We start from the raw sequence: 23,591 nt of genomic DNA, 5'->3' as shown, positions 1-23,591 counted from the left end.
GTACAAGGGTCAGCAGCCAGGAACGGTACGGGGAGTGTGGAATGGTTCGGCGGCGCAGCAATGGCCACTACAAGCAGTGGAAGCGCGGCGACCGGGTCCTGGTCTACATACGGGTCTCCAAGGTGGGCAACCGGCAGGAGAGCCTGATTTCGGATGACGTTCAGGAAGACGTCTGCCGCAAGTGGGCCGAGCGCGAGGGGCTGAGTATCGTCGGGGAGCCCGTTACCGACCTGGACAAGTCCGGGCGCGAAATGACGAAGCGCCAGATCCAGCACAGCATTGAGAGGGTGCGCCGCGGCGAAGCGGAGGGCATCGTCGTCTGGAAGGTTTCACGGTGGGGACGCAACGTGATCGACTCGATGCTCAATGTCGCGGCGCTGCAGGAGGCCGGAGGGTTCATCGCCTCGGCTACCGAGAACCTGGACGACATCGAGACGCCGATGGGCCGGTTCTCACTGACCCAGATGCTGGCGATTGCACAACTGCAGTCTGATCAGATCGGTGAGACCTGGAGGAACATTCACGAATACCGTGTAGGGCGCGGCCTGCCCGGCAGCGGCAAGGTTCGCTGGGGCTACATCAAGAATGAGATCGGCCGTGATGACGATCCTTCACTGGCGTTCTCCGTTCATCCGGTCCAGGGTCCCTGGCTGCGCACCGCGTATGAACAGTTCGTCGCCGGCCGCTCGCTAATGAGCATCGTTGGGGATATGCGGGACAACGGAATCTTGGGCAACACCGGCAAGCCCATGACTTTTGGAAGTCTGCGGAAGATCATGGATTCGGGTTTCGCCGCAGGGCTTCTCGTTGACCGCACGGCAGTGCCTCGTGTCTCGGGTGGTAGTCCGAAGACAACGAACCCGAATGCCTGCAAGTTCAGCGAGGGTAAACAGCCTGCAATCATCGACAAGCAATTGTGGGACAGGTATGTGCTGTGTCGTGCCGAGGTGCGTGCCCCACGCGAAGTCGCTGCTGCGCACCGGCTTTCGGGCCTTGCGCACTGTGGTTCGTGTGGGCGCAAACTCATTACTCTATGGGAAAAGCACAGTAGTCCCGAGCCATACCGCCAGTTCAGGTGCAGCTATACCCGGCACAACAAGAACGTGGCTTCGTACTGCCCGGCACCGGTGGTCATGCGGCAGTCATATGTCGAGGACGCTGTCTTCAGTTGGCTGGAGCGGTTGGCCCGCGGGGAAGGTGAATACGACTCGGCGATCGAGCGGGAGCGCCAGGCGGAGCGTGCCCAGGCTGACGTCAAAACAATCAACAGCCAAATTGAATCGCTGAAGGATCTGCGCACGAAGTACCTGGACATGAAAGCCCATGCTGTTGATCGGGATGAACGCGACGAGATCGACCAGCGCCGTGCGGACTTCAAGGCGCAGATTGATGACCTTGTGGCTCGTCGTGAAGAAATCGACACAGATTCCGCTGGTGCCGAGATTCCGAACGTCGCGGCCTTTGGCGCAGCCCTTGCTGCCTGGCACCACGGCGAGGTCACGATGATGAACGGCGTGCTCCGCAGGCTCATTCAGAAGGTTTATGTCCACAGGTCACTCAACGGGCGGGGAAACCGGTATTCGCCGGGAGAGGACCGCGTGCAGGTCGTCGGTGTCTGGGATGAAGACCCGAAACCGATGAACCGTCTTCGCCTGGTGGCTGACGACGGGCAGCGGCTTCCCGGTCAGGACAAGTTTAACGGCTCCGGTGAGTCTCCTTCCTCCGGGCTGCCGGCTGTAGATGCCTCAAGGCAGTGAGGCAGTACGCGCCATCGCCCCCATTTCGTTGGGTGTGAAGGAGTAGTTCCGTTCAGGCCATCCTTCCATTGTTTCGACCCTTCCCATCGATCCCGAATTGAACGATGCGCTCCGGCAACCGACGTATTAGCCGAGTCGGGCCATTGGTCGTCCTTTATGCTGAGTGCCTGCAGCTCGAAACGGAGGATCACTGGATGTCGTTTGTCGATGTGGTGCGAGAGATATATGGAACACCGGTCTCTGCAGTGGCGGCAGGACCGGAATGGGGCCTTGCCGACGTGGATCGCTTGCTGAGCGGAGGAAGTACAACTCTCCGGGCGGAAACAAACGTCCGCAGCTCCACCGACGTATGGCCTTTGATCAGTCACCATGACTTCGCGGGTGAGTCGCTTTTCGGCCGTGATGCAGAGAGCACGATCACTCCGCGGACACTCACCCTGCTCCTGGCCTTCCATGGCGTAGTTATCGCTGACCCAATTAGTGACATCGAACGACTTCGTAAAACGAACCAGGAACGGGCCGCCGTAGCGCATGCGAACCGGGTCCTGCGTTCAATCGGGCGCATCGAGCGGCTGGTCGACGCAGACGTCGTCAGGTTCACGCCGCATCGTCCTGCTCTTGATGATCCGAGCAGGTCCGCTGTGCTCGCTCACTTCGGGGTCGATCCCACGATGCAGGTGTTCCGCAACTTCATTGAGATGTCCGCTGCAGCAGAGGAACTGGATCCTCACTACTTCATCCAGCAGGCGAACGAACTTCTCAACGTGAGGTTCCAGCTCGGGCTACCGGTCTGCCGCTCAGTGGACGAGGCAGTTGAGATGGTGACGCGCGTGGCCGCGGCCATGATCGAAGTTTCCTGGCAGCTCTCGGTTTGCGCGGCCGATAGCGCATGTGATCTATCGATAAGCGGATATCTGCCCCGCAAGCTGCTCACATTGATCCTTGCCGACGAGATGGCAACGCTGATTCCAGACCGAACTGAGACGGAGTACCAGCAGCGGGTCATGCGCCACTTCGAGACGCTCCGGGTGGGGGCGATTCCGAACCTCAACCCGGCCGGACTGACGATCGAAGATGCCATTGCGATTCGGGGAGGTGAGGGGTTCTCATCGTTCCGGGACGTGCTGCGCAAGGGCCTGGACCGGTATAAGTCGAATGTCGGATCCGGTAACGACCAGCAGCACGCCCTCGGTGAGTTCGAAGACTCGATGGCCGAGGCGGCAAGGTCGCTTTCCAAGGCCACATCCCAGACTTCGCTCAAGGAACGCGCCAAAGGGTCGGTCGTACCTGCCGCCGTCGGCGTGGCCATGGCAGCCACAAGTACGATCGTGGGCCAAGGGCTCATTGGCGTGGGGGCCGGAGTGGTCACAACAGCGTCTAGCGTTGTGTGGAACTGGTGGCTTGGTCGTCGACCGAGCAAGGACACGCAGATCGCCTCCCGATTTTGCGCTATGCTCTCGTCGCCTCGGTCTGCGGAGACTTCCGTTTGACAGTGGGGGTGTGGCGAGCCTGAAGCGCTCGCCCCCGCCTCGTGTCCACGGATTCCTGGAGACTCAGCTCTCGTCGAACGGCAGGCGGACGACCTCATCGCCCGGGTCCTCCGGACCTGCCGGCGGAGCCGCGCTCGGGTGGTCCTGGTACAGCGCGTCCGAGGCGCTTTCGTCGTAGGTGTCGGAGAGGCCTGCACCCTTGGTCCCGAGGACCTGCTCCCAGTTGAATCCCATACACACGACTTTATCGGCCGGTATCGAACTCGCGAAGGATTGCCTCGACGCGCGCGGTGAGTTCGTCGGCGCGCTTGAGGATCTGCTCTTCCTCCTCATGTGACATCTGCCGCCGGGGCTGGCCTGCATCGCAGCCGCAGCAGGCCCCGGCCCAGGTGCGGGCTCCGGACCGTCGAGCAGCAGTGCCGCGGAACTGATGACTGCCGACAGCGAGGATGGATGCATGGAGCGGTAGGCATCGATCCATCTCCAGCGGTCCACGGCTGGCAGCATGCCGATGAAGAGGTGCCAGTCCGGATTGGGATCCGGCCGCAGGTGCCGGTGCTCGGAGCCTACTTCGTCGTGGCGGTGTCCCAGGGCCCGGACGGAACCGTGCGACCACCCGCTGTTGGTGCCTATCACATCAAGCCACGACCAGGTGGCGCATGCCGGGCAGGCGATTGGCTCCCCGGCGACGCCGATCCGCCCGCGCAGCCGCTCGACACGACCAGATCCGGTGCGGAGGATTCTGACCCGGTCCTGCTCGGCGCAGAACAGGATTTTTGGGCCAGCGCCTCGTGCGACGTCGTAATCGGCCGATTTCGTCAGCTTGTACCGCGACTAGTCTTATTGCGCAGGCGGATCCAGCATGACGCGGCGAGAGAGCTTAACGGCGACTCGAAAGGCAACAGTGCTGGATTTGTGGCTGTCGTGCCACGTTGACCGATAGCGTGTGCCGGAGGACATCCAGTCGAAAGGTGCATGCAGTGGATACTCATCCTCGGAGCCCGCGAGATCTGTTCGAGGGTCGTCGCCATTTTGAGATTCCCGCGTTTCAGCGCCCCTATGTCTGGGATGAGGAGAGCCAATGGGCCCCACTGTGGGACGACGTAGTCCGGGTCACCGAGAGCTATCTTCTTGACGGGAGTAAGCCCCCAATTCCGAATCACTTCCTGGGTGCGGTCGTTTACGAGTCAAAGCCGCCGTCTGCCGGCGATGTGACACGGCATGAGGTCATCGACGGCCAACAACGCATGACGACGCTTCAGCTCTTGCTTGATGCCGCCCATGAAATCATCGCCGAGCGCGGACACCAGACAGAAGCGGATCAGCTCGAGGAGCTCATCCTGAACAAGGCGTTGACATTCAAAGGCCGCATCGAGCGCTTCAAACTCTGGCCATCCCAGGCGGACCGAAGCGCCTTTGCCCATGCCATGGATCCAGAGGAACCGCGGGTCGAGGAGCATCGAGTCATCGAGGCCCACGACTTTTTCCGGCGTGAAATAGAACAGTGGCTGATAGGAACACCGGATGAGGAAGGGATCGTCCCACCCGGAACAGAAGAGCTCCGCGCCAAGGAATTATGCTCGACGCTTGAACATCGATTGGTCGTCGTCGCCATCGACTTGTCAGGACATGAAGACTCACAGCTGATCTTCGAAACGCTGAACGACCGGGGCACACCTCTGCTGAAAGCGGACCTCATCAAGAACTGGGTCTTCCGCAAGGGCGAACAGATTGGTGCTGACGTGGACAAGTGGTCCAGGACGCACTGGGCCGACTTCGATACCGTATGGTGGCGGGCTGAAATCTCCCAAGGCCGTCAGATTCGGTCCCGCGTAGACATCTTTCTGCAGTACTGGCTCACGATGCGCTTACAGGAAGAAGTCAAAGCGGAGTTGGTGTTCAGAGTTTTCGCAGACTACGCAGGGTCGCGACTGTCCACTCCCGCCAACGCGGAAGCCTTGCTGACGGAACTGCGGAAGGATGCCGACACCTACAGGGGCCTCAGCGAACTCGACGTAGCGACGCCCGAAGGACGGTTCCGCTCCCGGGTTATCGAAACGATGGAGCTGGCGGCCACCACCCCCCTCTTCCTCTGGCTCCTCTCCGAGAACCACTCGGTTCCCCGCGACCAGGTGCGGACAGCACTGGACGCCATCGAAAGTTGGGTTATCCGCCGCACACTCCTGCGGAAGACCTCCAAGGATGTAAACCGCTTCATGGTCGCCACCTTGAAGTCGCTCGGGAGCGTTGATGCTCGCGAAGCCGGAAACGCCATAGAGAAGTTTCTTTCGGAGCAGACCGCGGAGACCCGTTACTGGCCTTCCGATCAAGAGATGCTCACGACACTCCCTGATGTGAAGCTCTACGGGAACATCCGCCAGTGGCGGCTCCAGGTAGTCCTCCGTGCTGTAGAGCAACAACTTCGCAACCAAAGCACGAAGTACGAAGCAGTCGAGCTTCCATGGGGATTGGAAATCGAGCACGTCATGCCGCAAGGTTGGCGAACCCACTGGGACCCGCCGCCAAGACTCACTCCCGAAGAGGCAGCTGTCCGTGACCGGGTCGTAAACACGATCGGCAATCTCACGCTCGTGACCAAGTCACTCAATGGTTCGCTATCCAACCGTCCGTGGACAGACAGCGACGCCACGGGACTCATCGACGGTGGTGAGTCCGGCAAGGGTAAGCGAACGCTGCTCGACGCCTTCAGCCTTCTGGTGCTCAACAAAGAAATCATCCAGAGCCACATCGATCTCTGGACTGAAGACGACATCAAGGAGCGCTCTGTAGTCCTGACCAAGGCAATCACTCAGGTCTGGCCCGGTCCTTCAATGGAGATCCAGGAAGCTGCCTTCGAAGCGGCAAGAGCTTAGTGTTCCGGCAGCTTGATCTCGGTGTTGGTCGCCAGGTCGATGAGTGTGCCGTCTGTATCGGTGATCGTGGCGATGCCCTGTTTGAGACCAGCTTTTGAACACTTCATGCAGCCGCTGAGGAGAAACCAGGCGCGGGCCACGAACCGGGAATTCTGACCGCATAGCGTCGTGGTGGGTGCAGACTTCATAGCCAGGTGAGTGGAAGTACCACCTACTGTTATGACCACCATGACATCCTGCGTGCGTTTCCAATCCGGGCCGTACGCCTCATTTGCGAGGATGTTCGGCAGACTGTTCCGGATCGTGATTGGCTCGGGTTCAGACATGGGATCATCCTATGCGGGCGGACCGTCTCTTACGGAGAGGACCGCCGGAGGCCTGACTCAGTCGTAGCCGCTAAATATGCAAAGTCAGGCCTGCAGGGGTTCGTCGCAGGCTTTGCAGGCCTGACGGCCGCCAACACCGGTCTCCTCGACGACCAGCAGCCGTATGGGGTTGTCGTCCCAGACGTTGCCCACTGAGTTGCACCAGGCCGGGTGATAGACCTTGCCGGAGCTCACCACGTAAACCTGGCCGGGGCCCACTTTGGGCGAGCCATCGCTGCGCCGGGACGCTGGTTCGATCGCGTGCAGCTCGCCCAGTTCCTTGGACTCTTGCTTGGCTTTTGCTGCCGCCTGCCAGGCGCGGCGTGGACGTGGTGTCATCGGTCGATCAGTTTCTGTTGAGGCCGAATTGTCGTGTCATCAGTGCGTCTTTGTAGTGAGACTCTGCTGAATCCACCTCTGTGGAGGGTGTGCTGGGTCCGAACACGCGAAGAAGGCTGAAGACAAAATGCCGGGCGTGGTCTGTCTTTGTCGTTTCGCCGGCTGCGCTGTCGTAGGCAAGCTCGCGCAGCGCGACGTTCCCGCCGTGACCGTCGCGCGCGTAGCTCGTCCACCGTCCGAGAATGCGCTCAGCACCATCAGCCTTTCCAACGTATTGCTTGCCGTTGGTGGAGTCAGTGATGAGGTAAATGCCCTGTACTTCCTTCAAGGCAGCCCGCCAATCGGCATAGCGGGGGTTCTCCACCATGTCGCGGAGCTCGTGGTAATTAAGCAGTACGCCGTCGAACCCAGGGAAGGGAACCTTGTCCCGGTCGGCTATCTCCAATACCGGCAGGTTCGCGGCGCTGGAGGCACGCCGGTGCCAGTTCCGCGGGCTGTCCCATTCGATCACGAGCCGGTCATTAAGGGGCGCAAGGAAACCCGACATGCGCAGGTCGAAGAAACGGTTCACCTCAGTGCGCTCTGCGGCCAGCTCTCCGTGGTTCTCCAAGGTGCCCCACAGCCGCGAGCGGCGCTTACCGTCGGCGATCAGGATCACCCAGTATTGGGAAGGGTCGGCGGGGAATTGCCTGGGTGAGAGACCCTGCTCCCTTGTGTAGGCAATGACCCGTTCCTCGGTCAGATCTTCGGGGCCACGCAGCGCGGTGGGGTCGCCGGGCCTGAAGGCATGGCGGATCAGCAAAACATCGTCCAGCCGGACCGCCGGGTCACGGTCCGCACCCATGCCGGTCAGCACATGGCCGAGAGTGAGGGAAGCGCGCGAAGCCGGCACCAGCGAAACTGTCGTCTCCGCAGCTAAGTCGAGAGCAAAATCAGACACTGCAACACCTTACGTCACGAGCCGGGCGCGGCAGCTTTAGTGGCCCGTCGCTTGGCGTGTCCGGATGGGACAGGTATGCGGCGGCGACTGCCTGGCCGAGCCGAGCAGAGCTGACGGGATTGGCATCCACATAATTTAGTGTGTCCGGACCACGGCTCGCACAGCTTCATCTCTATGCCACGACGACCGGCAACTCGTCCCAGTGGTGCCGGCAGCGCTTCGGAGGCTGCCGCGCTTTGCTCAAGACCTTGTGGGGTTCCCTCGCTGTCGTGAATTGCGGCTGGCCAAATCGGGCGTCAGTCTTGAAGCATGACGACCACGAAGAGCCCGGGCGACGGCGAAGAAGACAAAATCCTGGCGGACTTCAGAACACTGATCGAAAAGTTACCGGCGCTGCCGCCGACTCCGCTTGGTGAATGGAACCGAGATGACGAGGCCGCGGTCCGTGCCGTCGGCATCGCGTGGGGGTGGCTTATGCGAACCCTACGTACTGCCGAGGCCATCAGGTTATTAGAACACCGCGGATTCGGCGTCGAGTGTGCTCCGCTCCGACGCTCCATCGTTGAACACGTCATTAGGCTCCACTGGGCCACCACCGTCGACACCTGCAGATTCGTCGAAGCAGCATTGAACAAGCGCAAACATAGCTTGGGCAACATCACACTTGCGGCGGAGGCCGGCACCCCTCTACCCGATGGGGCGCTGGATATCATCGAATTACTCAAGTCCGAAGCGGATCCCGGATCGGACAGCGTCTCCTTCAAAGACCTCAAGTCCTTGATGAACGACATCCCCGATTACCAGATTCTTTTCCAAATCTGGCTTACGGACACCCAAGAATCGCACGCAACGCTGACCAGTTCAGAAGCCTATGTCGAGTTCGACCCCGATGAGCCCGGACTGCATCTTCATATGGAGCCAACTCCGCATGATCGCTTCCGTGCGATGCTGCCAAGCTTGATGCTGCTAGGCACCGAGGCCTTCGTGCATCTGGCCGGCATGGCAGACCAGTTGACGGAACCGCTTGCTGACATCCGGGATCGCGTAACGCAATTGGGAACCGCGCAAAAACTCAGCCACCGAGCCTGAGTAAGTCTGCCGGACACATTAGTAACGAGATGCGCTCACGCGTCGTCTCGGATGTAAGTTATGCCAAAAGCCTTGACTTGGCGGTATTCCTGAAGCTTGGTGGCAAGTTCGAAGGCGTCGCCCGTGATGTACTGAAAGATGTCCAACCCGCGGCCGAGCAGGATCCTCCATCCGGTGTCGGTGAGTATGGACCGATCATGGATAGCTCCGTCGAAGACGATGTCGACGTTGATGCCGGCGACAGAGGCTCCCTGCTTGACCTTCAGCAATAGTTCGTACTGCTTGCGGAGCTTGTCTTGTCCCTCGGTGTTCTCAGAAGTAACGAGCCGGACACTCACTTCGTCGGCCGCGTCCTTGGTGGCTGCGATGCACTCGATGACTTCCATGAGATTACGGGCCTGGTGGAACTGGCGGATGTAAGGGTCAGTTATGGTGATCTGCGTGGCTCCGCGCAGGTACGGGACCAAGAGAGTCTCGAAGGAGACTCCACGCTGGTTCTCCTGGAACTCCTGGTGGCCCTCAAACAGCGGTTTTACGGTGACAGGCTCGGGCGCAATTGGTTGACCGTCTTCCGCAGACGTCGCGGTGTGCCCAGTTAAATCGCCCGTTGCCTCCTCCGCGTCCGTGCTTACGCGGCGCTCACGGTAGTAGTACGCCGGGTACTCATCCTCTTCAAGCGTTGAGACTGAATGCCATGTACCGGCTTTGTCGAGATAGCCAAACTTTACGTTTGCCATCGTTGAGTCGATGCGGAGGATCTGGTCTTTGACGCGCTTGCGACCCTCGATGGCGAACTGCAGGATCTCTTCGATCTCTTCGCGTGTCGCTTCCCCATGCGGGTAAAGGATTTTCATCAGCCCGGAGAAGGTCTTGTGGATGCCGTCGCGGTCTCGCGTCGAGATGTCTGATGAGAGAGTGAAGTGCGACTGGTAGCGGTCGGAGTAGTCCGCCGAACGCATCGACTTGAGCACCTCGGCGATGTAGTCGACAACGAACCCGTACCCGTTGGAGAACATCTCGCCGCGGATGGTGTCGACTTCCCAGCCTGGGATGTAGTGATGCAGGCGGTCGAGGTAGGCCGAGTCGTGGTAGCTCTCGGGAAGCTCGTCGAACAAGTCCGAATGCTTGAGCATGTAGGGGACGGTATGCGAGGTGTTGCCGACGAACACCATTGAAGCCTCTGCTCCAAGCGTCTCGACACCTCGGGAGAACGACTTGTTCGCCATGTAGTTCTTCATGATGTCCACGAGCGCCTTGTCGGTGCGCTTCTTCTTACCCGCGAACTCGTCGAACGCGACGACATCCCAATAGCCGACCAGCCCTATGCGGCCGTTGGAGTTATTGACGAACAGCTTTGGAACGGTGACTTCGCCACCGGAGATGAGCATGCCGTGGGGCGAGAACTCCGAGAAGATGTGCGACTTACCGGTCCCTTTGGGTCCGAGTTCAACAAGGTTGTAGTTGCGCTCGACAAACGGGATGAGCCGCACGAGCTGGATGAGCTTGGCGCGGCGTCCAAACAGTTCGGGATTGAACCCTATTGACTGCACGAGCAGGTCTATCCACTGATCGGTCGTGAACTCGCGTCGCGCCGCGAGATAGGCCTCGAAGTCGAACTTAGACAACTGGATGGGTTTGATCGATCCCAGTATCCACGGGACCATGCGGGCGTCATCGCTGTGGAAGTACTCGATATCGCAGATGCACCACACACCGCCGACGAGCAGCTTCGGGTGGGCCTTTATCGTCGCCGATTCGACGAGTACGCCCTTGATGCCGAGGTTGGCGAACTCGGCCTGGTAGACGTCATCCTTCTCGTTGAGCGCGACCGTCACCTTATCGATGATGCGATGCCGCCCCCGCTCTCGAATCGTGGACTTCACGAGCTCGGACTCGTTCCGGTTCACATAGTGTTCAGCGAGGATCTTGCGCACCGTGTCGATGCCTGCCTGGATGGTGGCTTCGTCGTCGGATGCCGCGTACTGGCCGAGCAAGTACTCCAGTACGTAGGAGGGCACGATGGCGTTGCCCTTGACCGCCTTCACCAGGTCCTTGCGTACAACCACGCCGGGGAAGAGCCTGTTGATCTTTCGATCCAGTTCGCTCTGCACCGGAGTGGCGTCTGCCGGTACGTTGGCCCTATCGGGTGTCTCTTGACTGACCTCGCTTACTTCGCTCATGGCTGCACTCTCCTTAGAAGTCGAAGTCCGAGGCGAACGATCGCTTGAGCGTGTAGATCGCCTTGGCGTACACCCGCCACTGGTTGGTGCCCGGGATAAGTTCTTCAAGCCGGAACTCGACCGGGCGGTTGTTGTAGTCGTTTGCGTCTTGGCTGAGTAGCATGTGCGCGTTCTGATAGCGGTCACGCTGGTCTGTCGAGTCTTGGTCGAACGTGAGCGAGAGATGGTTCGATATGAGGATCTCGCCGACATACAGCCCTGCGCGCAGCACAAGGGGGCGAACCTTCTCGCTCACCGGCTCAGCCTGAAACAACTTGATGACCAGCTGGCCTGTCGTGATCTTGTCCGACTCGGGCATGATCTTGACGTTGACCGTTCGCACGTCGCTCTTGCGCTTCTTGTTGATCGCCAGCACCGGGACGACGATCTCCTGCAGGGCCGCACCGCCGTGGACGAATCGCGAGCCTGCGCCTGGCAGCCGCAGCCGATGAATCGACTTTGGTATCTGCACATCCAGGTCTCCCTCGAGGCCGAGTTGGGCTGACGTGAAAGTCTTGAACGCGGCGACTTCCTTCAAGCCGTGACCGAGGACGTAACGGCGGTTGATCACCTTGATGTCGTCGCCTTGCGGCAGCGTCGATAGATAGAAGGCGTCCTCGAGTGCCGTGTCCTGGAACAAGAAGCCGTGGTCCGCCGTGATGAGGATGTTCGTCGCGTTCGCGTTGGTCAATCGCTTGACGAGATCGACCAGTTCGCGAAGCGTGTCCTCGGCGGCCTCAAAGACCTGACGTTCGGTGCCGGCCTTGTCACCCGTCGCGTCGATGCGGTTGTGATAGACGTACAGCACCTGATGTTGCTGGTACAGCTCCCGCAGCTCGTCCCGGGTCAGGGAGAAGACGTTCTCGGCCTGAATCGCTTTCCCGTCAACGGCGTCGAGGAGCTTGCTGCGGTTTACGGTGCCGTCTGTGCGCTGACCGTCGGCCAGGACGGGATCGCCGTCCTTGGAGTGTCCGATCGTGCTGTGTGGCAGCAGTGCCGCCATCCCAAGCTGGGTGTAGCTGGGCAGCACGCCGAGCATGGCTTTCAGGTCAGCGTCGTAGCGGTCTTCCTGGCGGATGCGCGAACCAAGTTCGTCAGCGATCTCATAGCGCAGGGCGTCCGAGATGATGACGACGGCCTTGCGTCGGCCATCCCTCGTGATGGGCGCTACGTGGTCGGTGTAGAAAGAGGTTTGCGGTCGGAGGATGGTGGAACGCCACTGCTCGATGCCATCGACCTGCTGTTGCCAGGCGTTACCGAGCTCGTAAAGAAACTTGTTGGCGTAGAACTTCTCCACTTGAATGCGCAGGGTCTCCAGCGGACCGGAAAACTCGGCTGTACGGGCAGCATAGGTGAACTGCCGGTAGAGCTGATCGATGCGGAACCATTCACCGCGGTATCGCTCCAATCCCTCATCGAGCGACTGCATCGACAGGTTGAGAGCGCTAAGAGCGGTCAGGAGTTCCGAGGCGCAGCCGATCGCTGTGTACAGCTTCCGGTACCCCTCGACCCAGATGCTGCTCTGACGGCTGCGGATCACCTCTGCAACGTCGCGGCCTGTGACCGTTCGCTCAGCGACCGCACGTGCCAGATCACTGATGATCTTACGGTCAGTCTCCTCGAAAAGGTCGTTGCCCAGCAGGTCGCGGAAGCTTGCGTCCTCGATGGTGCTGGCAAAGTCCAGATCTCGCGCTGCACGCTTTGCGAGCGTCGTCAATGCCTCCTGGCTGCGCCGGTCGTATCGAAGGCTCCCGAAGTCGAGCTGGATGTTGCGCAAGCCGCCGGGTTGTTCGGACTTGAATCCGGCGTTGGCGTGCCGGAACACCCACAGAACGAAGTCGGCGATGCTCGGGCTCGGCGACTTGTAGCCGTAGATCGACGTCACGCCTTGCCAGTAGAACTCGTCGAGGCCGTGCTCGGCAAGGGCACCGTACTTGGCGTCTGCACCGCCGGCGTTCTCGATCAGCAGAGTGCGTGTGATCTCCAGAAGGCTGTGCTCGCTTTGACCGAGCAGAATCGCTGACATCTTGGCTTGCAGCAGCCGGGCGTCATCGTCGGCGTCCAGCAGCTTCTTCAGGCCTTGGATGCGCTTGGCCACGCGAAAGAAGCTCTCATGCGTCAGCACGACTTCGCCAATATCGTCGGCGGTGAGCCCGAGTTCCTGCTGCACCAGCGAGGTTCGGTCTGCTGTGAACACTCCGTAGGCCAGCTCCAGGTCCAGCAGCCAATTTCCGATCCCCGTCGGAATAGGACCCGAGCGATAGACAAGGAACTTCGACTTGGGCTCCTGGTGCAGCAGCCGATTCTTTACCGCATACTCGTTATTGATGACGCGCACAGTCTGCACGCCTTCCAGGCCGAGCGTATCGAGGTCAGCGGCGTACTCACCCTCGGGGTCGTGCCAGAACACCACACGCTGCGTCTCAAAGCGACGCTCCAAGTGGGGCCTGACGGCGGATGTCTCACTCATCGCTGGCCTCTAGTCCGGGGATCTTCTTCAAGGCGACACCTAGCTTCAGGTAGTTTGCCTTCACACCGTCGTCGAGGTCGATCTGTACCTGCTGGGACGCCAGCGGGTACAGCACGTCATGCTCGTACTCATCGAGTTCGAGCAGCACCTTGCGCAGACGGTCAACTTCTTTCAGCGCGGCAGCCTGCTGCCGCGGCGTACCGGCCCCTGCCGCAAGGCGCTCTTGGTGCTGGCGACTGGCATCCAGTTTCGCCTTGAACTCGCGAAGGTACTCGTTCAACACAGTCGACACCGTAGAGGGAGTGTACCGGTGCATGTAGATCAGTGCGTTGAAGGACCCTTTGGAGCTGGAGAACAGCCAGTAAATCGGACGCTTCCTATAGCGCTGGACATGATCTTTGTAGAAATCCTGTACAAAGTACTTCCGTATGTCCTTACCCAACGCCTCCTCAACGAAACGAAGGTTTTCGTCCAAATGCTCGTCACCGAACGCGGCCTTCAGGAACGCCCGGAACCGCTCAACTATGTCATCTTCGAACCAGGAGCCTGTCAGGACCGGCAAAACATTGTCCTTATCGGGCACGAATGACGGCACCGGCACCTCCGCCAGATATCTCTCCAATGTGTCGCCCTGGTTAGCCAACACCAGGCCGGGCGCATCGAGGCTGAAACGACCAAACATGCAACCAACCGCAAAAGAGATCAACTCCGACATATCCGTGGCTAGTTGCAGCTTGCTCAGCTCTGAGTCTTCAACATTTCCAAAGCGATAGGTTGGGTCCGCGAACAAAGTCACTGAACCATCACTGCTATCTGCGCTTATATGATCGTCTGCCCCATAAAGCGCGCCAAGTGTCACCTCGTCACGGCTTTCAAGTTCTTTGAGCCTGGAAACGAGATCTAGTCGCCGAGATTGGAAGCGCTTGACTGCCTCACTCAGGTACTCTTGCGGCTCAGCGTTGAGGAGGGGACTCCGCTGGAAATCCCATGATGACTCGTATGAGTCCCAATCCTCTTTGGCTATGTCGATACAAAGCTGCGTATTAAGAGGGGCAGTAAACAATCCTGGAGCCAGTGGAAGCCGAGCAACGTCCCCTGGTTGATAGTTTAGGGTCGGTGCGAGGAATGCAAAATATCGCCGGGCAACACGACTGTTTAGATAGCTCCCCACAGCATTGAGGCCGTGGTTTGCAAATACTGTGCATCCTCCGTTGTCAAAAATGGCGTTATCCGGAGACCATCGCGCCGAAAAGCTTGAGGCTACTGTGGAATAGGTGAATCCCTCCCGGAAGAAGTCCTTTTCATTCCGGATCGTCGGTTTTCGGGCTTCTTGGTCCAGACGAGCCTTTATGTCTTTTCCATCTTTCTGCCAGTTAATGACATAGTCTCGGTAGCCGTACCAGCGCCTGACCCCTCCTCCCTTGTTATAGGGAACCCATTTTCTCTCAACATCAGACTTGTCCAGCCGGAGACCATCGAACGATACCTCATGCCACAGTCGCAAAAATCGATCGTTCCAGCCCGTATCCATCCCCTTACGTGGCTCGGCGACGCCGCCCAAGGGTTTGGCGGAGCCAAACAGCTCGAACTCGCTTTCGCGTAGCCAGTATGCGATAGGGGTCCCTGGAAGGAGAGAGAAGTCTCTGAATACACGCTCAAAACGGTGATCAAGAGTGGGATCTTTGATTCCAGCCAGGACCAGTTCTGACTTCGCCTTTTCCCCGCGTCCGCCTATGACGCGGAAATATACCCCTCGTAGATTAGTGCCTTTATCGTTATGAAGCACGAAAGCAGAAGCGCCAACGACCTCACCGCCTACTGTATCGAACGCCCCGGTACCCAAGTGGGCCATCGAAATGATTGCGCAGTCACTCAATAGATTATTTCTAAGCAGCGCAAATGATGACAGGAACATCCAGGACTGCATGGTTATCATGGCCACGCTTCCGTTTCGCAGTGCGAGAAGCAGGCTGCGTTCAATGAACATTGCGAAGAGATCAGATTTCGACGCAGGATACTCCTGCTTGGCGAAGTCGGAAAGTTTGGGCGTAGCGTTCCTGTTGCCCATGTAAGGCGGGTTAGCGACGACCACGTGATAACGGGTGGACAAATACTCAGACTGTCGGATGACCGTCCGGGCACGGGCCAGGAGATCACCGAAGAACAAGGTATCTGCCTCCCCCAAGGACTCCAAATGATGGGCGAGGGGTCCGGTGAGATCTTGGTCCGGGCAGATCAACGAGCCAAACGTGTCCGCATGGTCATACGCCTGCCAGAATTTTTCCTCTGCTGCTTTGTCCCCGCCACGAGTCAGTAGCGTTCCCAGCTCATCCTGGCTGAAGCGCACCGGTTCCAGCACACAAATGTTCGGAACAGCACCCTTGCCCGGATTCAGGAACGTTCTCTGACGCTCCCGCGCCTTCATACTCAGTGCGAACGCTGCTAAAGCACCTGCACGCGGATCAATCTCGGTGCCGTAGAGGTTGTTTCCAAGGATCAGGCCCGGAATATCGGACGGGGCATAGCCCTCCTCCTCATAGATGGCATAGAGCAGGTCGAAAGCGTAAGTGAGCATGTGCCCAGACCCACAGGCTGGGTCAATGACCTTGAGCTCTTCCGGGCCACGGACGTTGAGGAAGTCGGCTTCATCGCCGACCGGGGCAACGTAGTAGTCCATTTGGTGGACCAGCCCCGAATTCGGGCGGTTGAGCATCCACAGGCGTCCAAGCGAGTTCTCGACTAGATAGCGGACGATCCAGTGCGGGGTGAAGAGCTGGGTAGCGGCCGGGATCTCGTCACGGCCGGCCTTCTTGTTTTTCTTGAACCCGGCAAAGACTTCGTCCTTCCGCTCCGAGATGTAGAACTGGTAGAGCCAGCCGATGACCTCGACGTCCTGGCAGACTTCCTCAGTGAGCACTTCGACGGCGCGGGCCAGGACAGAGTCATCAGCCAGCAGGTTCGCTGGGATGAGCAGTTCGGTGTAGTCGCCTTCCCGTTCGAACATGAACGGCATAGAGCGGTTCCAATGGCGACAGTATTCCGCAAGCAGAAGTGCGTACGCCTCGCCCTGCGGGTTATCACTGCGGCGCATGCCGTTGAGCAAACTAGTGACGGTTTCTGCCGTGCGCTTGTTCGTAACCACCGTACTGTCGATGTTCCCCCGCTTGGCTTCTGCGAGAACCTCTGGCTGCCCTCCTTCGCGGCCTCGTTCGGGCGAGACGACACCGATGCCGGTGTAGGCCTTGGCGTCCATGAACCGCAGCGCGATGATGCGGTTGAACCAGGTGTAGGCGACTTTGTCCGCGACTGTGTCGCGACCCTTGTCGCTGCCGCCAGCAGCGTTGACGGCCTTCTCCAGGGCAGCGACGGCGTTGGGCTGTTCCTGGCGCAGCTCTTCTGATGCCAGAACGACGGAGATGCGGGCTGACACCTCGCGGATTAGTGCAGTGCGAGCCCATGTGGCAAATGATTTCAGCGGTGCGGTTTCCATCAGAGCGCGATTCTCTTTCCGTCGTTAAGCGTGTTCAGCAGCGCACCACGGAGCGCGTCGAGGTAGCGGTCGACATCATCCACGTTCTCGAGCACACCGTGGACTCCGGGCACGGTGATCCTCTTGACCGAGACGGTCTGCTTTGGTGTGGGCTCCGGGCTGTCTGTACCGCCCGTCGTCCGGGCAGAGGACGCGAGTTGGTCGAGCAGCTCGGGATACGTCCGCTCCTCAAAGCCATTACCCTGCTCGCGGACGAGCGCGATCTGCTGCTCACTGCCTAAGCGGGCGATAATCTGGTCGATTGTACGAGTGACCCTCAGCTGCGTTTCCTCCGTGGCATTGCCGTAATAGGCGCTGCCGAGTATCTCGGACTTGCGTCCCTCGATGTCTTGGATGACCGTGGCGCGGTGGGCGGCGAGCGTTTCCTCGACTTTCACGCAAAGGGCGTCCGCGGCCTGTTTGAGTTGGGTCATGCGGTTGCCCCGGAACGCGTTCGGGTCGTCCAGGAGTCGCCTGACGTCGGCGTCGCTTCCCGAGGGCAGGTATCCAAGGTTGTTCGTGTTCGAGGCGAGCAGAACAACGGCCTCGTCGTAGATGACCTTCTGGCCGCCGCCCAGGAACGACTGGATCGGGTCGATGACGTTCTCTTTGGCGTCGAGCAGTTCGTCGTCAAGACTGAAATCAGCCAGGTACCACTCATCGGGTTTGCCTGCGACTTGTTCGAGGAGGGCTATGGGGGCAGCCAGCTGCTCCACGAACGGGTACTTCGATCCGCTCACCAGCGCCCTGAGCTCGTCGAGCTTTGCCCCGAGCTTTTCGCTGCCGTGCCGAGCCAGCTCCAGCGGGTCTTTTGGTGGGGTGGGCTCGTCGAAGAAGTCGGTGCAGAACTTGCGGAAGGTCGCGACCTTGCGCTCGTCAAAGAGCTTCTGCGGGGCGACGACGGAATGCGAGTGCTTCTGCGTATTGCGCAGAATGGCAGCTACCTCGGTCCGCTTCAGGACGTTTCCATCGACGGTGACCGTGATCTTCGAGTTTCCAACGAGCCAGGCGATGATGACCTCTATCGAGGCGAGATCCCATCCGTAGGGCTTGGCCTGGAATGCATCCACGATCGTCTTGACTGTTATCTGCTCACCGAGCCGGTCGCGCTGCAGCAGGAACGAAAGCAACTCGTCGCCTGGAACCGCCAGCATGGACAGCGATGGATCGTCGAACATGTCCGACTGGTTGGGGTTGGCGAACACAGCGACTTGCTGCTCACTGTACGCAACACCGCCGAGCAGGCTGAGCAGGGTGTATGTGCGGCTGATGAGGTCCTGGAAGCCATCGGTGACGCGCGTGATGGCGTCCGGCGAGGAGGAGGTCACGCTGGCGGCATTGATCACGAGGTCCGCCTTGCCAACTGCCCGGCGGATGCGCTCGATGAGTTCTTTCTCGCGTTCGACGTTCTGCGTCGCCTTTGCGCGCAGAATCTGGTCCTCGATTGCGGACAGCGAGGTCGTCTGCTTGCGCTTGGTGTACTTCTCCGTCTTGATCAGCAGGCGCAGGTCCGAAAGGGCTCGATCATCGGGCTCCAGGATGACGCGCAGCTCGTCTTTGCCCGCGCTGTGCATCCGGGTCTCTTCGGGGCCGAACGGGTACTCCGGCGTAATGAAGTGCATGGTCAGTTCGCGTTGGGGCCCGTACACCTGATCGTCAAGCTTGTACCCGAAGGCGAAATCCTGTCCGTTCTTGGCATACCGCAGCTTGCTCGTGCGGACAACGTCACCGGAGATGATCTTGAAGAGCCGGCTGCTGACATCCGAAGCATCGATGTCGACGTTCTTTATCTCCTCCTCGATGACCTGCTCTTCGTTGGTCAGGTACTCGTAGAGGTTGCCGTTGCGTTGCACGTAAGTCTGCGTCTCCAGCAGGGTCAGTGCCTCCTGCACCTGCTTGGCCAGGGCGGGCAGGTCAAGTCCGAAACGGTCGTAAACCAGCACGGTCAGGTTGCGTGGGGTGGCGTGGAAGCCTTCGACGTACTTCACGAGGAACAGCGCCTTGAGCAGCCGCACTGCCAGTTCGTTGTCCAGGTTGCGCTCGGCAACGTCGATCGAACGCTGCGCGGCCGACTTCAGCGAAGCGCGGATGCCCGCGAACATGTGGTCGAAGGTCGCCAGCCTGCCGACTTCTACGTCGCCGATGTCCTTGGCGACCTGCTGGACGACCCCGAGCATCGAGCGTTCACCGACCGAGCTGTTGCGGCCCTCGAACACATTGTGATCGGAGATGCCTTCGATCGCCGCCTGGAACAGCGGGAACTGGTAGCTGACGAACGGGTACGTGCCGACAAAGTGTGCCTCGTCGGTGTAGTTGCGGTATGTCTTCGCGCCATCCACGAAATCGAACAGGGTCTTGAAGTTGGCGTGCTGCTCGGTATAGATCGAGTTCAGCGCAGTTTCGCCCGCCTCGTTCTTCTCGAGCAGTCGCTTGCGGATGACCTCTTCCACGTCGGCGCTGGTGAGCTTCACGCGGGTGGCGAACCGGGCCTGGATCTTGGAGAAGTCGTTGCCTTGCTGCTTCGTGCGGTCACCGACGACCTTGTCCATGTCCTCTTGGGAAGTCACGATCACCCACGCGCGGCCCTGGCATTTCGTGTTCAGCGACTCGGCGATGGTCTGGAGGTTGAGCATCAGGTGCGTGTTCGTCCCGATGAACTGGCCGACTTCATCAACGTAGAAGTTCAGCCGGAAGTCGTCTTCCTGCTTGTCCAGCCACGCCATCACCTCGTCAGCGAAGTCCTCGATGGAGACTGAATACTCGTTGCGGTATTTGGTGAGGATGTTAGTGGGCGTGCCCTCGGCTTGGCCGCTGACCTCGGCATACGCCTTGGCCACGTTTACCTCTTCGAGCACGCCCTCTTCACGTCCCTGCGTCCAGCTGCGCCCGGAGATACGGGCGTATGCGTCCTTGAAGGCCTCATACTGGCCGCGGTTGTCCAGATCGCGCTCGAACCGGGCGACGTGCCCTTGGCTGCCGTAGTAGCCGCGGCTCTCGTCGAAGACCTTGACGAACACCTTCAGCAAGGCGTCGGTCTGATCCTTCGTAATGAGGGTAGCCTTCTGGTCGATGTTGAACAGCAGGCTCTTCGCCGGGATCCTCTCAGCCTTGGTCAGCAGTGCAGGGAGGAACGCATCCTGCGCTTTGGAGCGAAAGCTCTCGGAGACGCGCTCCCGCGGGAAGTCCTGACCGTCCACGTCACCGAGGAGGTGTGCAAGCAACTTCAGCAAGTGCGACTTACCGGAACCGAAGAAGCCCGAGATCCACACGCCGTTGGCGTTGGTGTAGTTCGTATAGGCCTCAAGCAGCAGTTCCAGACCCTTGGCCGCCTCGTTGGTCAAGACGTACTCATCGACCTCGGTGCCCAAATGCGCGGTGTCGTCAGCCTTGATGACACCCTCTATCGGGCGCTGAACGTCCTTGGCGAAGATCGCATGCAGATTCATCGAATCAAACCTCCTGGTCCAAGATGTTCTTGGCTCGGTAGTACTGGTCGTCCTGGAGTCGTCCGAATAGCACGAGCGATGATCCAAGTGTGGCGGACTGCTCGTAGCGCCCGGGGAAAAACATGAGCATAGGCTTACGCGTCACAACGCTCTGCAGGTTGTTCAGCACGTTGTGTGAACGGATGTACGGGAAGACCTCGCCGATGCCGGTGAGGAAGAAGATATCGAAGTCACCCTCGGCGAGCTTGGTCCTGATCGCGGACGCAATGTGGAGCTGCGGGTCAAGCATCCCCTGGAGTAATTCACGGAAGTCGTCCTTTTCCTGCTCGGGTTCGAGCGCGATCAGCCGATCCCAGACTCCGCGTTCCTTGAGAATCTCCACCGATAGGTCGTAGAGGTTGACTTCGCGGACGACGATGCCCTTGCTGGCCAGGCGGTTCTTGATGCGCTTCTTCGACCCCGAGACTGCGAGGGCATCCTCAGGGTCGTATGGGTATATGAAGAACGGCACTTCGTTGCTCAGGCCCTCCATCTGGAGAAACCGTCGCCCGCTTAGAACGCCGAACAGGTGCTCTTCCTCTTTGGAAAGGTCGATCTTTGTCACGGCTGGGCCCTTTCCGCGGCATCATGGGCGGTTGGGAAGAACCGCAGGTCACTCGGAATCCGAGCTGCCAAGACGCTTGCGACCCGTTGGGACATCACGGCCGGTTGTATGAGCCCGCTGTTGGAAAGCAACCCTGCCTCCTTTAGCATGCGGAACAAGTTTGAACGCAGCTTGCGCAGCGTGGAGTCCTTGAGTTCAGACAGCGCGCTGTGCCACAAGGACTTGCTTCGCACGAAGCTGTCGAAATCGTTGTGATCGAGAGACGGCTTAAGCAAGAGGAACCGCTCGCGTACGATCTCCTCAGCGAACTCTCCGACCAGGTCATACCGACGGCAGGCCGCCGCCCACAGCAAGTGTCCGCGCTCGGTTGAGGTAGCTTGGATGAGTAAATTGATTTCGTCGTCGGTCAGCACGGCGAGCCGTTGGATAACCTCGCGTGCAAGCCTGAGCCCGGAGGCAACCGTACGAGCCTGAAGCAGGTTTTCCCCCGCGACCACCGCACGGACTCTTGTCCAGTCGTGTTCATGTAAGTAAACGGGCGCAACGATCGCCGCTTCGCGCATCAGGAGGGCACCACTGGTGAATGACAGCGCATAACGCCGCGCCGCGGCATGTTGTTCGATCATGTGTAGCCCCCCTTTCATTTCTCAGCCAAGTAGGTCCGGTGCCGGCGTTGTCCGAGAGACAATCCTCCAGGCGCGGAAGTCAGCTCGACGTCTCGTCGTCGCTCGATGCTGCACTGCCACCACTGCGGACCCACTCGTCTACCTCGCTGGCCTGGAACTTCCAGAGCCTGCCGACCTTGTGGGCTGGCATGCGCTTATCGGTGATCCACGCATAGACCGTGTCTTTTGTGATCCCCAGGTGCGCTGCGATGCCATCGGCGGACAGCCATGGTTCGGCCACGGTGGAGCCTCCAGTCGGGATTGGCAACGTCGAACAAAGGCCATCCTAGCTTCAACTGCACGTCTTCTTAGGGTTTGACCGGGTCTGATCGGGTTAAGCCTGTACGAGTTCCGTGGCCTTGAACCGCAGGACAGCGCCCGGAACGTCACGCTAGGCTGTCGCAATGACCGAACTTTGGATCGCGTTGGCAGCCGCAGTCGTCGTATCTGCAGGCGTGCTCCTTACTCTCATTCTTCGCAGGCGCAGAAGTGCTCGCCCGGACGGCGCGGCAAGCATTCAAGAAGGTACTGAGGCTCCGTCGAGGGAGAACTTGGCACCTGCCCGGGTTCTCCCTGCTTCGGGGATCCTGGTTCCAGAGACTGTCTTGTCGGCAATCGGCGCATCCGTCTCGGTCGAGGAGGTACTGGAGGCAGCTTCAATTCCCATGGCGCTCGAGTACCAGCCAATCACCGACATTGAGCTTACAAAGTACAAGTCGGTTCCAGTGAATGCTGCCCTTCAGCAAGCACTCACCAACATCGTCCGAGCAGTGGATCCGAAGCGTGCCACACTTTTCAAGGTGGTACTGCCGAAGGGTGCCGAGCTTGTTCGCGCGGTCGGCACCAGCGGGTTCCGCAATTCGCGCGCGGACCCGCAAGTATCTCCGCTCAAGCCGTCCTGTACCCGGTGGGGGTGGGAGGTGCAGCGATTGCTGGCTGGCCAGTCTTGGCAGTGGGTGCGTCGGTGATGGCTATCGACATGCTGGCTCAGCGAGAACAGCGAGTCCATCAGCGGCGGGTCGAGACGATCCTGGGACGTCAGGAGAAGCGATACGTAGACACGCGTATTGCGCCCAGCGGACGACGGACAAACGACTGTCCGCAGCAATCAGTTCCATACTCGACGGGAATCTTCCCGATCTGGACGTTGTACAGCAAAAAGCCGGAGAGGAGTTCCACAAGGCGGACGTATTCTTGGAGGAAACCTGGTCCACCATCCAGTCACTTCTGAAGTCTGAAAGCGCCAGCGGTGCCATCGACTATCGCAAACTCGAAGAAGCCCTCGGTGGTAAGACAAAAGATCTGGACCACTTCTTTCGCGAACTTCACTTCGCTCGCGCCGCTGTCGCTCTCGGACGAAAAGCTCTTCTCGCAGACGCCGCGAAAGCAGCGCTTGCCGATCCGGATAACCAATACCTCGCGTTCCGAAAGTCTCTTGAGCGACACGCAGCGGATGTGAAACAAGCTGAGAGTCTCGAGGCTCAAGTAACGGAGGCGCTCACCACGGTGGAGCTCACGGGTCGCTGGCGAGAAACCAAGAAGTCGATCGCTGGCCGGCAGGCAGCTTTTCGCGAACGGGTAATGCCTTCACAGATCGATCTGCCCGATACCGTGCAGTACCTCGCGCTTCCTTCCGGTGAGATCCATCAGCTCGTGCAAGTTGATGTCCTCTTCGACGAGGAGGCAGAGGCTCAACAAGCGAATGGCGTATCACCATGATCAACTCGCCGCGATGGGGCATGGGCTGATCTTCTTCTCGCCTGATCGCTCGGTCGAGCAACAGTTCGTTGGGGATACCGCGCCTG

17 protein-coding genes are annotated in these 23,591 nt (G+C 59.6%); 6 read left to right on the top strand and 11 right to left on the bottom strand.

Annotated elements, in window-relative coordinates; genetic code table 11:
* The first annotated feature begins 41 nt into the window (after positions 1 to 41).
* Together RI444_RS11640 and RI444_RS11635 are read left to right on the top strand one after the other, a co-directional pair.
* A complete protein-coding gene (locus RI444_RS11640) occupies positions 42 to 1,757 on the top strand; it encodes a recombinase family protein (protein ID WP_316963804.1) in 1,716 nt (571 codons plus the stop codon).
* A gap of 194 nt (positions 1,758 to 1,951) precedes the next feature.
* Complete coding sequence (locus RI444_RS11635; protein WP_316963803.1) at positions 1,952 to 3,247, top strand: hypothetical protein; 1,296 nt, start codon at positions 1,952 to 1,954, stop codon at positions 3,245 to 3,247.
* Positions 3,248 to 3,310: 63 nt separating this feature from the next.
* Here the strand turns inward: RI444_RS11635 and RI444_RS11630 are convergent, their stop codons facing one another.
* On the bottom strand, positions 3,311 to 3,481 hold the full coding sequence (locus RI444_RS11630) for a hypothetical protein (RefSeq protein WP_316963802.1): 171 nt from the start codon (positions 3,479 to 3,481) through the stop codon (positions 3,311 to 3,313).
* 746 nt (positions 3,482 to 4,227) lie between these two features.
* On the opposite strand from RI444_RS11630, the gene RI444_RS11625 reads away from it, so the two are divergent.
* On the top strand, positions 4,228 to 6,120 hold the full coding sequence (locus RI444_RS11625; protein ID WP_316963801.1) for a DUF262 domain-containing protein: 1,893 nt from the start codon (positions 4,228 to 4,230) through the stop codon (positions 6,118 to 6,120).
* Here RI444_RS11625 and RI444_RS11620 read toward each other — a convergent pair.
* From RI444_RS11620 to RI444_RS11610, 3 genes are all read right to left on the bottom strand, one after another.
* Complete coding sequence (locus RI444_RS11620) at positions 6,117 to 6,446, bottom strand: hypothetical protein (RefSeq protein WP_316963800.1); 330 nt, start codon at positions 6,444 to 6,446, stop codon at positions 6,117 to 6,119. The two genes, RI444_RS11625 and RI444_RS11620, sit on opposite strands and share 4 nt — an antisense overlap.
* An 84-nt stretch (positions 6,447 to 6,530) precedes the next feature.
* Positions 6,531 to 6,824, bottom strand: a complete 294-nt coding sequence (locus tag RI444_RS11615; protein WP_316963799.1) for a hypothetical protein — start codon at positions 6,822 to 6,824, stop codon at positions 6,531 to 6,533.
* 7 nt (positions 6,825 to 6,831) lie between these two features.
* Positions 6,832 to 7,764 carry a GIY-YIG nuclease family protein gene (locus RI444_RS11610; protein ID WP_316963798.1) on the bottom strand — a complete coding sequence of 311 codons (933 nt, stop codon included), beginning with the start codon at positions 7,762 to 7,764 and terminating at the stop codon, positions 6,832 to 6,834.
* Between the two features lie 309 nt (positions 7,765 to 8,073).
* Between RI444_RS11610 and RI444_RS11605 the strand changes: the two genes are divergently transcribed.
* The gene (locus RI444_RS11605) at positions 8,074 to 8,853 is read left to right on the top strand and encodes a DUF5677 domain-containing protein (RefSeq protein ID WP_316963797.1); all 780 of its coding nucleotides are present in this window, start codon (positions 8,074 to 8,076) and stop codon (positions 8,851 to 8,853) included.
* 35 nt (positions 8,854 to 8,888) lie between these two features.
* On the opposite strand, the gene brxL is transcribed toward RI444_RS11605, so the two are convergent.
* The 7 genes from brxL to RI444_RS11570 all read right to left on the bottom strand — a co-directional run bounded on the left by brxL (position 8,889) and on the right by RI444_RS11570 (position 22,027).
* Positions 8,889 to 11,033 carry a BREX system Lon protease-like protein BrxL gene (gene brxL, locus RI444_RS11600; RefSeq protein ID WP_316963796.1) on the bottom strand — a complete coding sequence of 715 codons (2,145 nt, stop codon included), beginning with the start codon at positions 11,031 to 11,033 and terminating at the stop codon, positions 8,889 to 8,891.
* A 13-nt stretch (positions 11,034 to 11,046) separates the two neighbouring features.
* The gene (gene pglZ, locus RI444_RS11595) at positions 11,047 to 13,542 is read right to left on the bottom strand and encodes a BREX-1 system phosphatase PglZ type A (protein ID WP_316963795.1); all 2,496 of its coding nucleotides are present in this window, start codon (positions 13,540 to 13,542) and stop codon (positions 11,047 to 11,049) included.
* On the bottom strand, positions 13,535 to 17,032 hold the full coding sequence (gene pglX, locus RI444_RS11590; protein WP_316963794.1) for a BREX-1 system adenine-specific DNA-methyltransferase PglX: 3,498 nt from the start codon (positions 17,030 to 17,032) through the stop codon (positions 13,535 to 13,537). The genes pglZ and pglX overlap by 8 nt, the downstream gene beginning before the upstream one ends.
* On the bottom strand, positions 17,032 to 20,517 hold the full coding sequence (gene brxC / locus RI444_RS11585) for a BREX system P-loop protein BrxC (RefSeq protein WP_316963793.1): 3,486 nt from the start codon (positions 20,515 to 20,517) through the stop codon (positions 17,032 to 17,034). Before brxC ends, pglX begins: the two co-directional genes overlap by 1 nt.
* Positions 20,518 to 20,521: 4 nt before the next feature.
* Complete coding sequence (locus RI444_RS11580) at positions 20,522 to 21,121, bottom strand: DUF1788 domain-containing protein (RefSeq protein ID WP_316963792.1); 600 nt, start codon at positions 21,119 to 21,121, stop codon at positions 20,522 to 20,524.
* Positions 21,118 to 21,747: a DUF1819 family protein gene (locus RI444_RS11575; RefSeq protein WP_316963791.1), complete on the bottom strand. Its 630-nt coding sequence runs from the start codon at positions 21,745 to 21,747 to the stop codon at positions 21,118 to 21,120. Before RI444_RS11575 ends, RI444_RS11580 begins: the two co-directional genes overlap by 4 nt.
* 79 nt (positions 21,748 to 21,826) lie before the next feature.
* Complete coding sequence (locus tag RI444_RS11570; RefSeq protein ID WP_316963790.1) at positions 21,827 to 22,027, bottom strand: helix-turn-helix domain-containing protein; 201 nt, start codon at positions 22,025 to 22,027, stop codon at positions 21,827 to 21,829.
* 163 nt (positions 22,028 to 22,190) lie between these two features.
* Between RI444_RS11570 and RI444_RS11565 the strand changes: the two genes are divergently transcribed.
* The gene (locus tag RI444_RS11565; protein ID WP_316963789.1) at positions 22,191 to 22,754 is read left to right on the top strand and encodes a hypothetical protein; all 564 of its coding nucleotides are present in this window, start codon (positions 22,191 to 22,193) and stop codon (positions 22,752 to 22,754) included.
* 226 nt (positions 22,755 to 22,980) lie between these two features.
* Positions 22,981 to 23,505, top strand: coding sequence for a hypothetical protein (locus tag RI444_RS11560; protein WP_316963788.1), 525 nt, complete (start codon positions 22,981 to 22,983; stop codon positions 23,503 to 23,505).
* Positions 23,506 to 23,591 lie beyond the last annotated feature (86 nt).

The organism is Paenarthrobacter sp. AT5, assembly GCF_032764245.1.
Classification (GTDB): Bacteria; Actinomycetota; Actinomycetes; order Actinomycetales; family Micrococcaceae; genus Arthrobacter; species Arthrobacter ureafaciens.
This window is presented reverse-complemented; position numbering and strand designations above follow the sequence as displayed.